This is a genomic window from Aeromonas sp. FDAARGOS 1415, assembly GCF_019048365.1.
In the GTDB taxonomy this organism is placed as follows: Bacteria; Pseudomonadota; Gammaproteobacteria; order Enterobacterales; family Aeromonadaceae; genus Aeromonas; species Aeromonas taiwanensis.
In genome coordinates, this window is record NZ_CP077363.1 from 24,737 (window position 1) to 40,136 (window position 15,400).

Consider the following 15,400-nt stretch of genomic DNA (forward strand, 5'->3'; position numbering starts at 1 on the left):
ACAACGAGACAAGGAGTCCCTATGATCGAACATCCCCCCCTTCCCTCCCGCCTCACCGTGGCCGCTCTGGTGCACTGGCAGGGACGCTTCCTGCTGGTAGAAGAGGAGATAGCGGGCCGGCGCCGCTTCAACCAGCCTGCCGGCCATGTGGAGCCTGGGGAAGATCTCATCCAGGCCGCCTGCCGCGAGCTGAAAGAGGAGACGGGGCTCACCGTGCCTCCCACCGCCTGGCTCGGGGTCTATCTCTACAAGCCGGCGGACAGCGAGGCCACCTTTGTGCGCACCGCCGTCATCTTCGACCTTGAAAAGGCGCCGGGTCAGCACCATCCAGAGGATCCCGACGGCGACGTCCTGGCCTGCCACTGGCTCAGCCTGGAGGAGATCGCCGAGTGCAAGCCGGCCCTGCGCAGCCCTCTGGTGTGGCAGTGTATCCAGGACTATCTGGCCGGTACCCGCTTGCCGCTGTCGGCCCTCAAGGCCTTCATTTAAGCGCCATTAGACGCTCTTTTTGATGCTATGGGGCCGAAACAAGAAAAACGATTTCCCGCTGCCAGGCTCCCGATGGGCAAGGCGGCATGGAGATGTGACCGGGGGCGCAAAACTCTGGTAGAATACGCCCCGTTTAAACGAACTGGTAACTTCGACTAATGACAGACAACAGCCAAATCAAGGTGATCGTCGGCATGTCCGGCGGCGTGGATTCTTCCGTCTCGGCCTACCTGCTCCAGCAGCAGGGCTATCAGGTCGAAGGCTTGTTCATGAAGAACTGGGAAGAAGACGACACGGACGAGTACTGCTCTGCCGCCCAGGATTTGGCTGACGCCAAGGCCGTCTGCGACAAGCTGGGGATGAAACTTCACACCATCAACTTCGCCGCCGAGTACTGGGACAACGTGTTCGAGCACTTCCTGGAAGAGTACAAGGCAGGGCGTACGCCAAACCCCGATATCCTGTGCAACAAGGAGATCAAGTTCAAGGCGTTCCTGGAGTTTGCCGCCGAAGAGCTGGGGGCCACCTACATCGCCACTGGCCACTACGTGCGCCGTGACGACAGCACCGGCCGCCCGCGCCTGCTGCGCGGTCTGGATACCAACAAGGATCAGAGCTACTTCCTCTACACCCTGAGCGAAACCCAGGTGGGTCAGAGCCTGTTCCCGGTCGGGGATCTGGAAAAGCCGGAGGTGCGCCGCATCGCCGAGCAGCTCGATCTCATCACCGCCAAGAAGAAAGACTCCACCGGCATCTGCTTCATCGGCGAGCGCAAGTTCAAGGACTTCCTGGCCAAGTTCCTGCCCGCCCAGCCCGGCCCCATCGAAACCGTGGATGGCAAGGTGATCGGCGAGCACCAGGGTCTGATGTACCACACCCTGGGCCAGCGCAAGGGCCTCGGGATCGGCGGCATGAAGGATGCGACCGAGGAGGCCTGGTACGTGGTGGACAAAGAGGTGGAGCGCAACACCCTGGTGGTGGCGCAAGGGGAGCATCCCCGCCTCTACTCCGACGGCCTCATCGCGAGCCAGCTGCACTGGGTGGATCGCACCCCCATTCGCGAGCCGCGCCGTTGCACCGTCAAGACTCGTTACCGCCAGCAGGACATCCCCTGCCTGATCCAGCCCATCGACGATGAGACCATCCGGGTCATCTTCGACGAGAAACAGGCTGCGGTGACCCCGGGCCAGTCCGCCGTCTTCTACGACGGGGAAGTGTGTCTGGGTGGCGGCATCATAGAGCAGCGTTTCAGCCATCCGGTGTGATGAGCAACAAGGGCCGCAACGTGCGGCCCTTGGCAGACACCTTCGGCCAACGGGCTCGCGCCTGTTTGAGGCGTGAACAAAAGGCCACAAGCGTGAGCCACCCATTCCAAGGCCGGATCCTGGCCGACTGCGCCATCAGTCGGCGGATGAACAGAACAGGGCTGTGAAGATATGAGCGACAAATTCCAAGACAGAACCATGGCCTTCGCCGGCATCTGCCAGGCGGCCTATCTGGTGCAGAAGGTGGCCCGTGACGGCACCTGCGACGAGGCCTCCCTGCGCGAGAGCCTCTCCAGCATCCTGGTCACCGACCCCAAGCAACCGCTGGACGTGTTCGGCAACCACCTCGCCATTCGCGACGGCTACCGCGCCCTGGTCGAGCAGCTGGGTGCCGATGGCAGCCAGAAGAATGCCGAGCTGACCCGCTACGTGGTGAGCCTGATTGCGCTCGAGCGCAAGCTGGCCAAGCGCAAGGACATCCTCAACATGCTGGGGGAGCGGATCAGCCAGATCGGCCGCCAGCAACAGCATTTCGACCTGCTCGACGAGCAGATCCTGGCCAACATGGCGAGCATCTACAGCGATCTTATCAGCCCCATCGGGCCGCGCATCCAGGTGGCGGGCACCCCGCTGTTCCTGCAGCAGCCCCTGGTGCAGCACAAGGTGCGCGCCCTGCTGCTGGCCGGCATCCGCGCCGTGGTGCTGTGGCGCCAGCTGGGCGGCAGCCGTACCCAGATCATCTTCGCGCGCAAGAAGATGGTGGAGCTGGCCAAACGTTACTAAATATCCGCTCGTGCCCGGGCACAGGGTCGACACCAGGGTGAACAGCCGCACATCCCCCTGGATGACGACCCGGCCAAGACACGAGAGGCGACGAATCCCCCACACCAATCATCAGGAGTTCACCCCATGGAGCTGTCCGCGCTGACTGCCGTTTCCCCGATTGACGGTCGTTATGGCGACAAGGCCGATGCCCTGCGCCCTATCTTCTCTGAATTCGGTCTGCTGCGTTTTCGCGTCGAAGTCGAGGTTCGCTGGTTGCAAAAACTGGCCAGCCACGCCGGGATCCCGGAAGTCCCTGCCCTGAGTGCGGCCGCCAGCGCCCTGCTCGACGGCATTGTCAGCGACTTCAACGAGAGCGACGCCGCCCGCATCAAACAGATCGAGCGCACCACCAACCATGATGTGAAAGCGGTGGAGTACTTCCTGAAAGAGAAGGTGGAAGTGAACCCCGAGCTCGCCGCCGTTAGCGAGTTCATCCACTTCGCCTGCACCTCCGAAGACATCAACAACAACTCCCACGGCCTGATGCTGAAGACCGCTCGCGAAGAGGTCATCAAGCCCTACTGCGAGAAGCTGATCAGCGAAATCAAGCGCCTGGCCGTCGAGTACCGCGACATGCCGCTGCTGTCGCGCACCCACGGCCAGCCGGCGACCCCGAGCACCATGGGCAAGGAGATGGCCAACGTCGCCTACCGTCTGGAGCGCCAGCTCAAGCAGATCATGGCAGTCGAGATCCTCGGCAAGATCAACGGGGCCGTGGGCAACTACAACGCCCACCTCAGCGCCTATCCGGAAGTGGACTGGCACCAGTTCTCCGAGGAGTTCGTCACCTCCTTGGGCCTGACCTGGAACCCCTACACCACCCAGATCGAGCCGCACGACTACATCGCCGAGCTGTTCGACGCCATGGCGCGCTTCAACACCATCCTGATCGACTTCGATCGCGACGTGTGGGGCTACATCTCCCTGGGCCACTTCAAGCAGCGCACCATCGCCGGTGAAATCGGCTCCTCCACCATGCCCCACAAGGTCAACCCCATCGACTTCGAGAACTCCGAAGGCAATCTGGGTCTGGCAAACGCCGTGTTCCAGCACCTGGCGAGCAAACTGCCCATCTCCCGCTGGCAGCGTGATCTGACCGACTCGACCGTGCTGCGCAACCTGGGGGTGGCGGTGGGTTACTCCCTGATTGCCTATCAGGCGACCCTGAAGGGCATCTCCAAGCTGGAAGCCAACAGCGATGCCATGGCCGCCGATCTGGACGCCAACTGGGAAGTGCTGGCCGAACCGATCCAGACCGTGATGCGCCGCTACGGCATCGAGAAGCCCTACGAGAAGCTCAAAGAGCTGACCCGTGGCCGCCGCGTGGACGCCGAAGGGATGCGTACCTTTATCGACACCCTAGCACTGCCCGAAGAAGTGAAGGTGGAGCTGAAGAAGCTGACCCCGGCCAACTACATCGGCGACGCCCAGCGTCTGGTCGATCTGCTGAAATAAGCGGATAGCCGAAGACGTCAGGGGCCCTGTGCATGCACTGCCACAGGGCCCCTGCTATTTTCGACCGGCAACACTATGTTCAAGTCAGGACCCTGTTGAACCGAGTGGCCTTGCCCAAGCCCGCCTTGGGCAAGCCCTCTCTCACAAGATACGAGAAGCACCATGTACCAACTCAATCTGGATATCGCTCACTTCCTCGAGCACTACTGGCAGAAGCGCCCGCTCCTCATCAAGGGCGGTTTCACCGACTTTCAGGATCCCATCAGCCCGGACGAGCTGGCGGGGCTGGCCATGGAGGACGTGATCGAGTCGCGCCTGGTGACCCGCTTCAACAACAAGTGGGAGGCATCCCACGGCCCCTTCGAATCCTATGATCACCTGGGCGAGGAGAACTGGACCGTGCTGGTGCAGGCCTGCAACCACTGGGTTCCCGAGGTACACGAGCTGGCGGTGCCGTTCCAGTTCATCCCCGGCTGGCGCTTTGACGATGTGATGGTGAGCTTCTCCACCCCTCATGGCGGCGTCGGCCCCCACATCGACAACTACGACGTCTTCATCACCCAGGGCCAGGGCAAACGCCACTGGCGCGTGGGCGATGCCAAGCCGCTCAGCGAGTTCGCCGCCCACGCCGCCCTGCTGCACTGCGAGCCGTTCGAGGCGATCATCGACGTCATCATGGAGCCGGGCGACATCCTCTACATTCCGCCCGGATTCCCTCACGAGGGCTACGCCATCGAGCCCTCCCTGAACTTCTCCGTGGGCTTCCGAGCGCCTGACGCCAAGGCGCTTATCTCCTCCTTTGCCGATCACCTGATCGACAACGAGATGCGCACCGATCGTTACGGCGACCCGGACCTCCAGCCCCGTGCCCGCCACGGCGAGATCCAGCCCTTTGAGCTGCACCGCCTGCGGGAACTGATGCAGCAGGCCTTGGACGACGAGACCCTGTTCAAGGAGTGGTTCGGCACCATGATCTCCGAGGCCAAGCACGATCTGGACGTGAGCCCCATGGAGCCCGACTACAGCGCCGACGAGGTGGCCGACCTGCTGAGCCAGGGCGAGCCCGCCATCAAGGTGCCGGGGCTGCGCTCTGTCTGGTTCAGCGGCGAGAGCCGGACCTGTTACATCGATGGCGAGGCCTGGACCCTGCCGAGCGAGGATCCGGCCGCCATTTCGCTCCTGTGCGACAAGGACATCATTACCCAGGATGAGCTGGTGGAGCTCGCGGATCAGGCCGGCTTCCTGCAGCTGCTGACCCGGCTGGTCAACCGCGGCTACTGGTTCTTCGGCTAAACCGCCCAGACAACGACAAGGCGCCGCTGGTGACAGCGGCGCCTTGTTACTTTGCAGATCCCCTTTGTCGTCGCCTGTGCTGGCAACCGACGGCCCCCCCACTACACTTGGTGACGGTCGACCATGAAGCCCCCTGTCGCTCATGTCACCATGTTGGTTATTTAACAACATCCGAACGACACCCAACCGGACACAGGGTGGGCACCAAATGAACCGGTACATGGAGGAACCAATTATTTTAGCCCGTAAAATCAACAGTGAGCGAAAACGTTATCTTTCAAAATGAGGCAGTTTTCACTCAAAACGTTGTTTCTGGATCATAAAAAGTATCCAAAAACTGGTGTATATTGCACGGCGGAAATTCCTTAACCATGAAGACTGACATGAAAAAGACCAAAATCGTCTGCACCATCGGTCCCAAGACCGAATCCAAAGAAATGCTGGGCAAGATGCTGGATGCCGGCATGAACGTCATGCGCCTGAACTTCTCCCACGGCGATTACGCCGAGCACGGTGGTCGCATCAGCAACCTGCGCGCTGTCATGGCCGAAACCGGCAAGCAAGCAGCCATCCTGCTGGACACCAAGGGTCCGGAAATCCGCACCATCAAGCTGGAAGGCGGCAACGACGTCTCCCTGGTCGCCGGCCAGACCTTCACCTTCACCACCGACCAGACCGTGGTTGGCAACAAAGACAAAGTGGCCGTCACCTATGCCGGCTTCGCCAGCGACCTGCGCGTCGGCAACCGCATCCTGGTTGACGACGGCCTGATCGGTCTGGACGTCATCGAGATCACCGAGCGCGAAGTGATCTGTAAAGTGCTGAACAACGGCGATCTGGGTGAGAACAAGGGCATCAACCTGCCGGGCGTCTCCATCAAGCTGCCGGCCCTTGCCGAGAAAGACAAGCGCGACCTCATCTTCGGTTGCGAGCAGGGCGTCGACTTCGTGGCCGCCTCCTTCATTCGCAAGAAGGAAGACGTGCTGGAAATCCGTGAGCACCTGAAGGCCCACGGCGGCGAGAACATCCAGATCATCTCCAAGATCGAAAACCAGGAAGGCCTGGACAACTTCGACGAGATCCTGGCTGTCTCCGACGGCATCATGGTCGCCCGTGGCGACATGGGTGTCGAGATCCCGGTGGAAGAGGTGATCTTCGCCCAGAAGATGATCATCGAGAAGTGCAACAAGGCGCGTAAAGTGGTTATCACCGCGACCCAGATGCTGGACTCCATGATCAAGAACCCGCGTCCGACCCGCGCCGAAGCCGGCGACGTGGCAAACGCCATCCTGGACGGTACCGATGCAGTCATGCTGTCCGGCGAATCCGCCAAGGGCAAGTACCCGCTGGAAGCCGTGACCATCATGGCCACCATCTGCGAGCGTACCGACTCCGTGATGCCGTCCAACCTGTCTGCTGCCAACGACAGCAACAAGCTGCGCATCACCGAAGCGGTATGTAAAGGCGCGGTCGAGACCTCCGAGAAGCTGGATGCCCCGCTGATCGTGGTCGCCACCGAAGGCGGCAAGTCTGCCAAGGCCATCCGCAAGTACTTCCCGAAAGCCTGGATCCTGGCCATCACCACCAACAAGAAGACCGCTGCCCAGCTGGTACTGACCAAGGGTGTGGTGACTCACGTGGTTGACTCCATCGCTTCCACCGACGATTTCTATCGCATCGGCAAAGAAGCCGCGCTGGAAATCGGCATGGGCGTGAAGGGTGATGTGGTTGTCATGGTCTCCGGTGCCCTGGTACCGAGCGGTACCACCAACACCGCCTCCGTTCACGTGCTGTAAGTACGCCTGAACCGATGAAACGGCGCCACGAGGCGCCGTTTTTTTTTCTCTTTCCCCCTGCAGCCCTTCTTGTACCGGTGCTAGAATCCACGCGGATTTTCCCCTGGTGGAAAATCACCCGAACCTCGCATATACACCCGGACGTTTTATGTTCTCTACACGATTCAAAAGAGCCTCGGCCGCCCTGTTGCCGCTGCTCTGTTTACTCATCACACTCGGCTCCCCGACGGCGATGGCGCAAGAGCTGCCTCAGCGCGCCACCGTACAGCGGGCCATCGATGCCCTCGGCAAGGCGGAGACCGTCAGCCAGCAGGCAGACCAGAAGTTCCTGACGGACACCCTCTCCCTGCTCGACAGCATCGACAAGGAGAAGATCAAGGCCAAGAGCCTGAGCGAGCGCATCCGCTCCCTGCCGTCCGAGCTCAAGGATATCAGCACCAAACTCGATGCCCTGACCCAGGGCAAGAGCCTGGAACAGCTGAAGAGCGAATACGCCAGCATGAGCCTGAACGAGCTGGAGAGCCGTCAACCCGATGTGCTGGCCAACATGCAGGCTGCCCAGGAAGCCATCGGCGCCATCGCAAGCCGCCTCACCAACCTGCAGACCCTGCCGGAACGGGCCCAGGCCAGCATGAGCCGGGCCTACCAGCGCAGCCAGGAGATCCGCACCCGCCTCAGCGCCGGTGACGGGGTAAGCAGCGCCGAGAAGATGAAGCTCAATACCGAGCTGGCCCTGCTGGATCTGCAGCTCGCCAACCTGCAGAAGGAGCTGGACAACCGCACCAGCATGCAGGATCTGGCCATCAAGCAGCGCGACTACCAGGGGGCACGCCTCGCGAGCGAAGAGCAGAAACTCCAGGTGCTGCAGGAGCAGAGCAGCGCCAAGCGCCTGGGTGACACCGAGAAGACCGCAGAGCAGACCGGTGAGCTGGTCGCCACCGAGGACAACCCTCTGGTGCAGAAAGAGCAGGAGATCAACCACCAGCTCAGCCAGCAGCTCATCAGCGCCACCACCAACCTCAACTCCCTCGCCCAGAAGAATCTGCAGGCCAAGAGCTGGCTGGAGCGCGGCACCCAGACCGAACGCAACCTCAACGAACAGGTGCAGATGCTCAAGGGCAACCTGCTGCTGTCGCGCATCCTCTACCAGCTCTACCAGCAGCTGGAAGCCGTCCCCTCCACCCTGGTGAAAAACCTGGAGGAGCAGATCGCCGACCTGCATCTGGCCCAGTTCGAACTGAGTCAGCAGCGTGACCAGCTGTTCCAGAAGAACCTGTATCTGGACAACCTGATCGCCAGCAGCGGCGAGACGGTGAGCGAGGAGGACAGGGCAAATCTGGCCAAGCTGATTGACACGCGCGTCAGCCTGCTGGACCAGCTCAACCGCCAGATGGATGCCCAGCTGACCAACGCCATCAGCCTGCAACTGACCCAGCAGCAGCTGACCCGGGTCTATGCCTCCATCGAGTTCACCCTGCAACAGCACATCTTCTGGGTGAGCAGCAACAAGCCCATCGACGGCAAGTGGTTCTTCAGCTGGCCTGCGCTGGCCTACAAGCAGGCTTCCGACTGGGTCCTCAAACCTGACTGGAGCGGTTGGGGCGACATGCTGCTGCCCATCTCCCTGCTCGCCCTGCCGCTGCTGTTGATTGGGGGGCTGCTGATGTGGAAACGGTCGGCCCTGCTCGAGCGCCAGAAGCGGATCGCCAAGGATCTGGGGCGCTTCCGCCAGGACAGCCAGTGGCACACCCCCCGCGCCCTGCTCTATACCGTGTTGCAGCGCCTGCCGGGCAGCCTCTTCATCCTGGCCGCCGGTCTGCTGCTCACCTACTGCGGATTGCTGAGCCCGCGTCTCATCTTCCAGATCACCCTGAACCTGGCACTCGGCTACCTGGTGTTCAGCGTCTACCTGTCGGTGATGCGCCCGGGTGGCATCGGCGAGACCCACTTCCGCATCCCCCGTGACGAGTTGCAGGCCAAACGCAACAGCATGCGCTACCTCTGGCTGCCCCTGCTGCCCCTCATCATGCTCTCGACCAAGGCGGTGGTGGAACCCTCCACCCTTGGCAACGACGTGATCGGCCAGGTGCTAACCCTGGTGCTGCTGGGCCTGACTGCCTACCTGATCTTCCCCATCTCCCGCGCCCGCATCAAGGGCGAGGCGAGCATGCAGAAGTCCCTCGTCGCCATGGCCCTGGCCCTGGCACCGGTGGCGCTCATCGTGCTGGTCGGCCTGGGTTACTACTACACCGCATTGAAGCTGACCGGCCGCCTGATCGAGTCCTTCTACCTCCTCATCATCTGGGGCCTGGTCTATCGCACCGCCCTGCGTGGTCTTGAGCTCGCGGCCCGTCGCCTCGCCTACCGCCGTGCGGTGGCCAAGCGCGAGCACAAGAGCCAGGAAGATGCAGAAGGTGGCGAAACCATCGAAGAGCAGCCCATGGATCTGGAAGAGGTCAGCCAGCAGTCCCTGCGCCTGACCCGCATCATGCTGCTGCTGGTGTTCGGCGTCGCCTTCTACTGGCTCTGGTCCGATCTGGTGGCGATCTTCTCCTACCTCGACAGCATGGTGCTGTGGCACAAGAGCGAAGGGACCGGGGCCAACGCCGTCCTCTTCCCCATCAGCCTGAGCGACGTGCTGATCGGTCTCCTCCTGCTGGGGGGCGCCCTGTCCCTGGCCCGCAACCTGCCGGGTCTGCTGGAGGTGCTGGTGCTGTCCAGGCTGAACCTGGCCCAGGGCACCGCCTACGCCATCACCACCATGCTCAACTATGTGCTGATCGGTGTCGGCTCCCTGGTGGCACTCTCCATGATGGGCGTCCAGTGGGACAAGCTGCAGTGGGTTGCAGGGGGTCTGTCCGTCGGTATCGGTTTTGGCATGAAGGAGATCCTCTCCAACTTCGTCTCGGGCATCATCATCCTGTTCGAGCGTCCGGTACGGATCGGTGACACCGTCACCATCGGCACCTTCTCGGGCACCGTCTCCAAGATCCGCATCCGCGCCACCACCCTGACCGACTTCGACCGCAAGGAAGTGATCATCCCGAACCAGCAATTGATGACGGAGAGGCTGATCAACTGGTCCCTGAGTGACACCATTACCCGTGTCATCGTGAAGGTCGGGGTAGCCTATGGCTCGGATCTGGAGCTGACCCGCAAGCTGCTCAATCAGGCCGCCATGGAGAACAGCCGGGTCCTGAAGGATCCCGAACCCATCGTCTACTTCCTCACCTTCGGCGCCAGCACCCTGGATCACGAGCTGCGCTTCTTCGTGAGCGAACTGGGGGATCGCAACCCGGCCATCGACGAGCTGAACCGCCGCATCGACGTGCTGTTCCGCGAGCACGGCATCGAGATCGCGTTCAACCAGATGGACGTCTACATCAAGAACATGCAGGGAGAAGAGCAGAAGGTGGAGTCCCGTCCGGCCCTGCCGCCGGCGGAGAATCCCTCCGCCTGATCCCGCCCTCTTGCACAGGCCCCGTCATGGGGCCTGTTTTTTTTCACCCCCGCCCGCGACTTGAAAGCACAGAGACTTCCCCAATATAGGGAAGAAAACGGACTGTCATCCCGAGGAACCTTATGGACTATCTCTATGCCGTGGTGCTCTTTGCCGTCTCGGCATCGGTCACCCCGGGGCCGAACAACATCATGGTGATGAGCGCCGGCGCCAACTTCGGGGTCAGGAAGAGCCTGCCGCTGCTCATGGGGATCTGCGTCGGCTTCACCCTGATGCTGTTGCTGGTGGGCCTTGGCTTCGGTCAGCTCTTTACCCTCTTCCCCGACCTGCACCTCTTCATCAAGTGCGCGGGCACCCTCTACCTGCTCTATCTGGCCTGGCTCATCGCCCGCTCGGCGGGCGAGGTGACGGGGAGCACTCAGACCCGCCCCCTCGGCTTCTTCAAGGGCGCCCTGTTCCAGTGGGTCAATGCCAAGGCCTGGGTGGTCGCCACCGGCGCCATCGCCGCCTTCACCAGCGCGGGAGCCGGGTTCCATCAACAGAACCTGACCATCGCCCTGACCTTCTTCATCGTCTCGTTCCCGAGCGTCGGGCTCTGGCTCCTGTGCGGCGCCCTGCTCAAGCGCTGGCTGGCGAGCCCCCTTGCCCGCCGCCGCTTCAACCTGGTCATGGCCACCCTGCTGGCGCTCTCCGTGGTGCCCGTCATCCAGGAGATCCTGACCCACATCTGATACCCTGCGGCGGGAAAGCCCCCGCCTTCTCCTACTTCATCCCGACGGATGGCCGTCGCCAAGGAGCATGCAATGCAACAAGTGGTTTATGTGGCCAACCCGGTGAGCGGGTTGATCCATGTGTTTCAGCTGGCGGAGGGCGAGCTGCTGCCGCTACAGGAGGTGCAGACCGGCGGCGAGGTGCAGCCCCTGGTCATCAGCCCCGACAGGCGCTGGCTCCACGCCGGGGTGCGCCCCGACTTTCGGGTGTTGAGCTACCCCATCGCAGCGGACGGGCGGCTGGGGACGCCGACCTCGGCACCGCTGCTCGGCAGCGCCTCCCACACCTGCACCGATGGGAGCGGCCGCCTCTTCTTCGCCGCCTCCTACGCCTTCAACCATGCCAGCGTGTCGCGCATGGACGAGCAGGGTCAGATGCAGCCCCCTCACCAGTGCCTCGACGGCCTGATGGCGGCCCACTCGGTGACGTGGCTGGCGGGGCATGACAGTGAACCGGAGCTGCTGGTCGCCTGCCTGAAGGAAGACGCCATCCGCCGCTTCACCCTGGAAGATGACAGGCTGATCCCCCATCCCCTCGGGGATCTGCACACCGCCCAAGGCGCAGGCCCCCGCCATCTGGCGCTGCACCCAACCAACGGCGATCTCTACTGCCTCAATGAGCTCGACGGCACCCTCAATCGCTACCACAGGGAGGCGGACGGCCGCATCGATGCCCGCCAGAGCCTGGACATGCTCCCCCCCGGCTATGAGGGCGAGCGCTGGGGGGCGGACCTGCACCTGACCCCGGACGGCCGCTTCCTCTACACCAGCGAACGGGCCAGCAGCCTGCTCACCCTGTTCGGGATCGATGCCCGGGACGGCGCCCTCACATCCCTCGGCCACTTCCCGACCGAGGCCTGCCCCCGCGGCTTTGCCATCGACCATGGCGGCCGCTGGCTCATCGCCACCGGACAGCAGTCCGATCAGGTGGCCGTGCACCGCATCGACCCCGAGAGCGGGCAGCTGACCCTGGCCTCCCGCCAGCCTGTGGACAAGGGGGCCATGTGGGTGAGGGTTCTGGATCTCGCCGGGCGCCCCGCCTGAACGGCATTAAAAATACAGGCGGCGCTCATGGAGCGCCGCTTGGGAGGTGGACCGGGCCATCCGGCCCTCACTTGCCGTTGAGATCATCATCCGGCCAGTACTTGTAACCCTGCAGGGTGGCCTGCGCCGCCAGCCCCTGCTCGGTCAGCTGGTACACCTTCACCCGCTGGAAGTCGGCGTTGGCCGCCTCGCTGACCACCACCTTGCCATCGTCAGCCGCCTTGGCCGCCAGGTCGGCCTGGGCGCCGGCATCGAAGCCCGAGGTGATGAAACGATCCAGCGCGGCGGTCTCGTTGAAGATGATCAACGCCTTGAACTGCTTGATCCCGAGGCCCACGCCGAAGCCGGCGGTGGCCATCTTCATGTAGGTGTCGCGACCGGTTCTGTTGTCCCGCAGGACCCCGTACCCGCTCCCCGCACTGAGGAGGAAGAGGTTGTTGTTCAAGTTGCTAAAGACCGCATAGCCCTTGGCACGGCTCACCTCCTGCCTGATGGCAGGCTTCTGGCCATACAGGGCCGAGAGCGTCTCCTGACGCATCTGCAAGATGCTGTTGCGCTGCTCGCTCGGGGTGTCCCCTTTCGCTGAGCATCCCGCCAGCACCAACACGATCAACAGTTGGCTCCAGAACTGCAATTGACGCATATCTTCACTCCTTGTTGTATTGATTCGCGGGACACCGAGCCCGGGCGGGTAGCGTCACATCTGACCAGTATATCCTATCCGGGTCCCCTCACCCCTTGGTCACCTCCCCGAGGAAGTCGATGAAGCGGCGCCAGGATTTCGCATCCGCGTCGGCACGGTAGTTGTCCGAGCCAAAGACGCTGAAGGCGTGGGGGGCGCCGCTGTAGCTTGTCGCCTCGTGCTTCACCCCGGCGCTCTCCAGCTCGCCGACAAGCGCCGCAAACTGCCCGAGGGACACCGCCTCGTCGGCACTGCCGTGCTGGATCAACAGCGTCCCCTTCGCCTGCCGGTAATCTTGTCCGGCCGGGGTCTCGAGCCCGCCGTGTACACTCACCACCCCCTTGAGATCCGCCCCGCTGCGCGCCAGCTCCAGCACGGCGGCGCCGCCAAAGCAGTAACCGAGCGCCACCGCATTGTCGAGCCGCCCCCCCTGTTTACCGGCTTCGGCCATCCCCCCCTGCAACAGCTTGCGCATTTTGGCTCTGTCCTGATAGAGGGCACCGGTCAGCTTCTTCTTATCCTCCATGGCGGTCGGCCTCACCCCTGCACCGAACAAGTCCACCGCGAAGACGCTGTAACCAAGCGCCACCAGCATCTCGGCCCGCTTGATCTCGTAGCCGTTCAGCCCGTCCCAGTCGTGCACCAGCAGCACCAGGGGCGCCTGCTTGTCGGCAGCCGCCAGGTAATACCCCTCGAACGGCTGGCCTTCGACCTCGTAGCGCACAGCGCCCGCCTCGACCGCGCCGCTGCCCATCAGCCCCAGCAGGGCCAGCATCCATGCCTTCTTCATCGCCTGTTCCTCTACCTGTGAACGATGCTCCTGATTGTAGCCGCTTGAGATGGGGAACCCGGGGTCAGTGGCGACGCCGCCAAAAAGAGGGAGGCCACCCGAAGGTGGCCTCTCTTTAATTGCAAACACAAAGATGCGTCGACTCAATCCTTGGCGCTCTCCATCGCGCCCTCTTCCGAGTGCTGGGGCAGGATGAGATTCAGCAGGATCGCCGCCACCGAGGCCAGGCCCACGCCCGCCAGGGCGAAGTCACCGATCTTCATCTCCAGGGCGCCGACGCCCACGGTCAGGGTCACGGCCACGATGGCGATGTTGCGGGACAGACCCAGATCCACCTTGGACTCCACCAGGGTCTTGAGGCCGATGGCGGCGATGGATCCGAACAGCAGCAGCATGATGCCGCCCATCACCGGCATGGGGATGGAGGTCAGCAGGGCGTTGAACTTGCCGAAGAAGGCCAGAATGATGGCGAACACCGCGGCCCAGGTCATGGTGACCGGGTTGAAGTTGCGGGTGATCATCACGGCGCCGGTCACTTCGGCGTAGGTGGTGACGGGGGGACCACCGATGAGGCCGGCGAAGCAGACGCCGATGCCATCACCGGCCAGAGTGCGGTGCAGACCCGGGTTCTTGGTGTAGTCCTTGCCGGTCACGCCGCCGATGGCCAGCACGCCGCCGATGTGCTCGATGCAGGGGGCAATGGCCACCGGCAGCATGAACAGGGCCGCAGCCCAGTTGATCTCCGGGGTCTCGAAGTGGGGCAGCGCCAGCCAGGGGGCGTTGACCATGCCGTCGAAGCTCACCTGACCCATCAGCACGGCAGAGACATAGCCCGCAATCACGCCGCACAGGATGGGGATGAGCTTGATCCAGCCCTTGCAGAAGACGGCCGCGATCAGGGTAACCGCCAGCGAGATCCCCGCCAGGGTCAGTGCCGTGGTGGCAGGCACCACCTGCTCACCGCCGGCACGGCCCATGGCCATGTTGCAGGCCACCTGGGCCACCGACAGGCCGATCACCATGATCACCGGGCCGATCACCACGGGAGGCAGCAGCTTGTGCACGAAGCCCATGCCCCGGGCGCGGATGACGGCCGCCAGGATGAAGTACATGAAGCCCGCGGCGAACAGACCGAACATGGTGGAGGGCAGGCCCCAGGTCTGGGTGGCATAGATGATGGGGGCGATGAAGGCGAAGCTGGAGCCGAGGAAGATCGGCACCTGACGGCGGGTGCAGAGCTGGAACAGCAGGGTGCCTACACCGGCGCCAAGCAGGGCCATGGAGGGGTTCAATCCGGTGAGCAGGGGCACCAGCACCATGGCACCGAAGGCGACAAACAGAATTTGCAGCCCGGCGACGCTTTGCTTGACCAAGGAAAACATGGGTATCCTTAATTTTTTGATAACTGACAGGGATATTTGACACTTTTCAGTCATCACAAGACGTTTTCAAGGCAGAAAATGGGCCGGCAGGCGTCATTTGTTACCTTTCACTGCTTGGGGAGGGCATGAAACTGGCTTTTTAGGCGGGA

Annotated in this window: 12 protein-coding genes; 9 read left to right on the forward strand and 3 right to left on the reverse strand. The window is 62.8% G+C overall.

The genetic code is table 11. The annotated features are described in order from the left end of the window. Nucleotides 1–21 precede the first annotated feature (21 nt). The 9 genes from I6L45_RS00135 to I6L45_RS00175 all read left to right on the forward strand — a co-directional run bounded on the left by I6L45_RS00135 (nucleotide 22) and on the right by I6L45_RS00175 (nucleotide 12,397). The gene (locus tag I6L45_RS00135) at nucleotides 22–489 is read left to right on the forward strand and encodes an NUDIX hydrolase (RefSeq protein ID WP_216983096.1); all 468 of its coding nucleotides are present in this window, start codon (nucleotides 22–24) and stop codon (nucleotides 487–489) included. 158 nt (nucleotides 490–647) lie between these two features. Then, nucleotides 648–1,754, forward strand: coding sequence for a tRNA 2-thiouridine(34) synthase MnmA (gene mnmA / locus I6L45_RS00140; protein ID WP_216983097.1), 1,107 nt, complete (start codon nucleotides 648–650; stop codon nucleotides 1,752–1,754). Between the two features lie 171 nt (nucleotides 1,755–1,925). Next, nucleotides 1,926–2,537 (forward strand): high frequency lysogenization protein HflD, encoded by a 612-nt coding sequence (gene hflD, locus I6L45_RS00145; protein WP_043759119.1) that lies wholly within the window; start codon nucleotides 1,926–1,928, stop codon nucleotides 2,535–2,537. 126 nt (nucleotides 2,538–2,663) lie between these two features. Then, a complete protein-coding gene (gene purB / locus I6L45_RS00150; protein ID WP_043759118.1) occupies nucleotides 2,664–4,034 on the forward strand; it encodes an adenylosuccinate lyase in 1,371 nt (456 codons plus the stop codon). Between the two features lie 162 nt (nucleotides 4,035–4,196). Continuing rightward, a complete protein-coding gene (locus I6L45_RS00155) occupies nucleotides 4,197–5,327 on the forward strand; it encodes a cupin domain-containing protein (RefSeq protein ID WP_216983098.1) in 1,131 nt (376 codons plus the stop codon). Between the two features lie 383 nt (nucleotides 5,328–5,710). Continuing rightward, on the forward strand, nucleotides 5,711–7,123 hold the full coding sequence (pykF, locus tag I6L45_RS00160; protein WP_043759114.1) for a pyruvate kinase PykF: 1,413 nt from the start codon (nucleotides 5,711–5,713) through the stop codon (nucleotides 7,121–7,123). A gap of 148 nt (nucleotides 7,124–7,271) precedes the next feature. Further along, nucleotides 7,272–10,583 carry a mechanosensitive channel MscK gene (gene mscK, locus I6L45_RS00165; RefSeq protein WP_216983099.1) on the forward strand — a complete coding sequence of 1,104 codons (3,312 nt, stop codon included), beginning with the start codon at nucleotides 7,272–7,274 and terminating at the stop codon, nucleotides 10,581–10,583. 122 nt (nucleotides 10,584–10,705) lie between these two features. Further along, entirely contained in the window at nucleotides 10,706–11,314 is a 609-nt protein-coding gene (locus I6L45_RS00170; RefSeq protein WP_216983100.1) for a LysE family translocator, read from the forward strand. A 72-nt stretch (nucleotides 11,315–11,386) separates the two neighbouring features. Beyond that, nucleotides 11,387–12,397: a beta-propeller fold lactonase family protein gene (locus I6L45_RS00175; protein ID WP_216983101.1), complete on the forward strand. Its 1,011-nt coding sequence runs from the start codon at nucleotides 11,387–11,389 to the stop codon at nucleotides 12,395–12,397. A 67-nt stretch (nucleotides 12,398–12,464) separates the two neighbouring features. On the opposite strand, the gene I6L45_RS00180 is transcribed toward I6L45_RS00175, so the two are convergent. The 3 genes from I6L45_RS00180 to I6L45_RS00190 all read right to left on the reverse strand — a co-directional run bounded on the left by I6L45_RS00180 (nucleotide 12,465) and on the right by I6L45_RS00190 (nucleotide 15,251). Continuing rightward, complete coding sequence (locus I6L45_RS00180; RefSeq protein ID WP_167576614.1) at nucleotides 12,465–13,040, reverse strand: YSC84-related protein; 576 nt, start codon at nucleotides 13,038–13,040, stop codon at nucleotides 12,465–12,467. 88 nt (nucleotides 13,041–13,128) lie between these two features. Continuing rightward, nucleotides 13,129–13,869, reverse strand: a complete 741-nt coding sequence (locus I6L45_RS00185) for a dienelactone hydrolase family protein (RefSeq protein ID WP_216983102.1) — start codon at nucleotides 13,867–13,869, stop codon at nucleotides 13,129–13,131. Nucleotides 13,870–14,012: 143 nt separating this feature from the next. Further along, nucleotides 14,013–15,251 (reverse strand): uracil-xanthine permease family protein, encoded by a 1,239-nt coding sequence (locus tag I6L45_RS00190; protein ID WP_043808776.1) that lies wholly within the window; start codon nucleotides 15,249–15,251, stop codon nucleotides 14,013–14,015. Between the last annotated feature and the right edge of the window lie 149 nt (nucleotides 15,252–15,400).

What these genes read in the sequence shown, in the direction of transcription:
- I6L45_RS00135 (WP_216983096.1), top strand. Translation starts at nt 22, where the DNA reads ATGATCGAACATCCCCCCCTTCCCTCCCGCCTCACCGTGGCCGCTCTG.
- mnmA (WP_216983097.1), top strand. Translation starts at nt 648, where the DNA reads ATGACAGACAACAGCCAAATCAAGGTGATCGTCGGCATGTCCGGCGGC.
- hflD (WP_043759119.1), top strand. Translation starts at nt 1,926, where the DNA reads ATGAGCGACAAATTCCAAGACAGAACCATGGCCTTCGCCGGCATCTGC.
- purB (WP_043759118.1), top strand. Translation starts at nt 2,664, where the DNA reads ATGGAGCTGTCCGCGCTGACTGCCGTTTCCCCGATTGACGGTCGTTAT.
- I6L45_RS00155 (WP_216983098.1), top strand. Translation starts at nt 4,197, where the DNA reads ATGTACCAACTCAATCTGGATATCGCTCACTTCCTCGAGCACTACTGG.
- pykF (WP_043759114.1), top strand. Translation starts at nt 5,711, where the DNA reads ATGAAAAAGACCAAAATCGTCTGCACCATCGGTCCCAAGACCGAATCC.
- mscK (WP_216983099.1), top strand. Translation starts at nt 7,272, where the DNA reads ATGTTCTCTACACGATTCAAAAGAGCCTCGGCCGCCCTGTTGCCGCTG.
- I6L45_RS00170 (WP_216983100.1), top strand. Translation starts at nt 10,706, where the DNA reads ATGGACTATCTCTATGCCGTGGTGCTCTTTGCCGTCTCGGCATCGGTC.
- I6L45_RS00175 (WP_216983101.1), top strand. Translation starts at nt 11,387, where the DNA reads ATGCAACAAGTGGTTTATGTGGCCAACCCGGTGAGCGGGTTGATCCAT.
- I6L45_RS00180 (WP_167576614.1), bottom strand. Translation starts at nt 13,040, where the DNA reads ATGCGTCAATTGCAGTTCTGGAGCCAACTGTTGATCGTGTTGGTGCTG.
- I6L45_RS00185 (WP_216983102.1), bottom strand. Translation starts at nt 13,869, where the DNA reads ATGAAGAAGGCATGGATGCTGGCCCTGCTGGGGCTGATGGGCAGCGGC.
- I6L45_RS00190 (WP_043808776.1), bottom strand. Translation starts at nt 15,251, where the DNA reads ATGTTTTCCTTGGTCAAGCAAAGCGTCGCCGGGCTGCAAATTCTGTTT.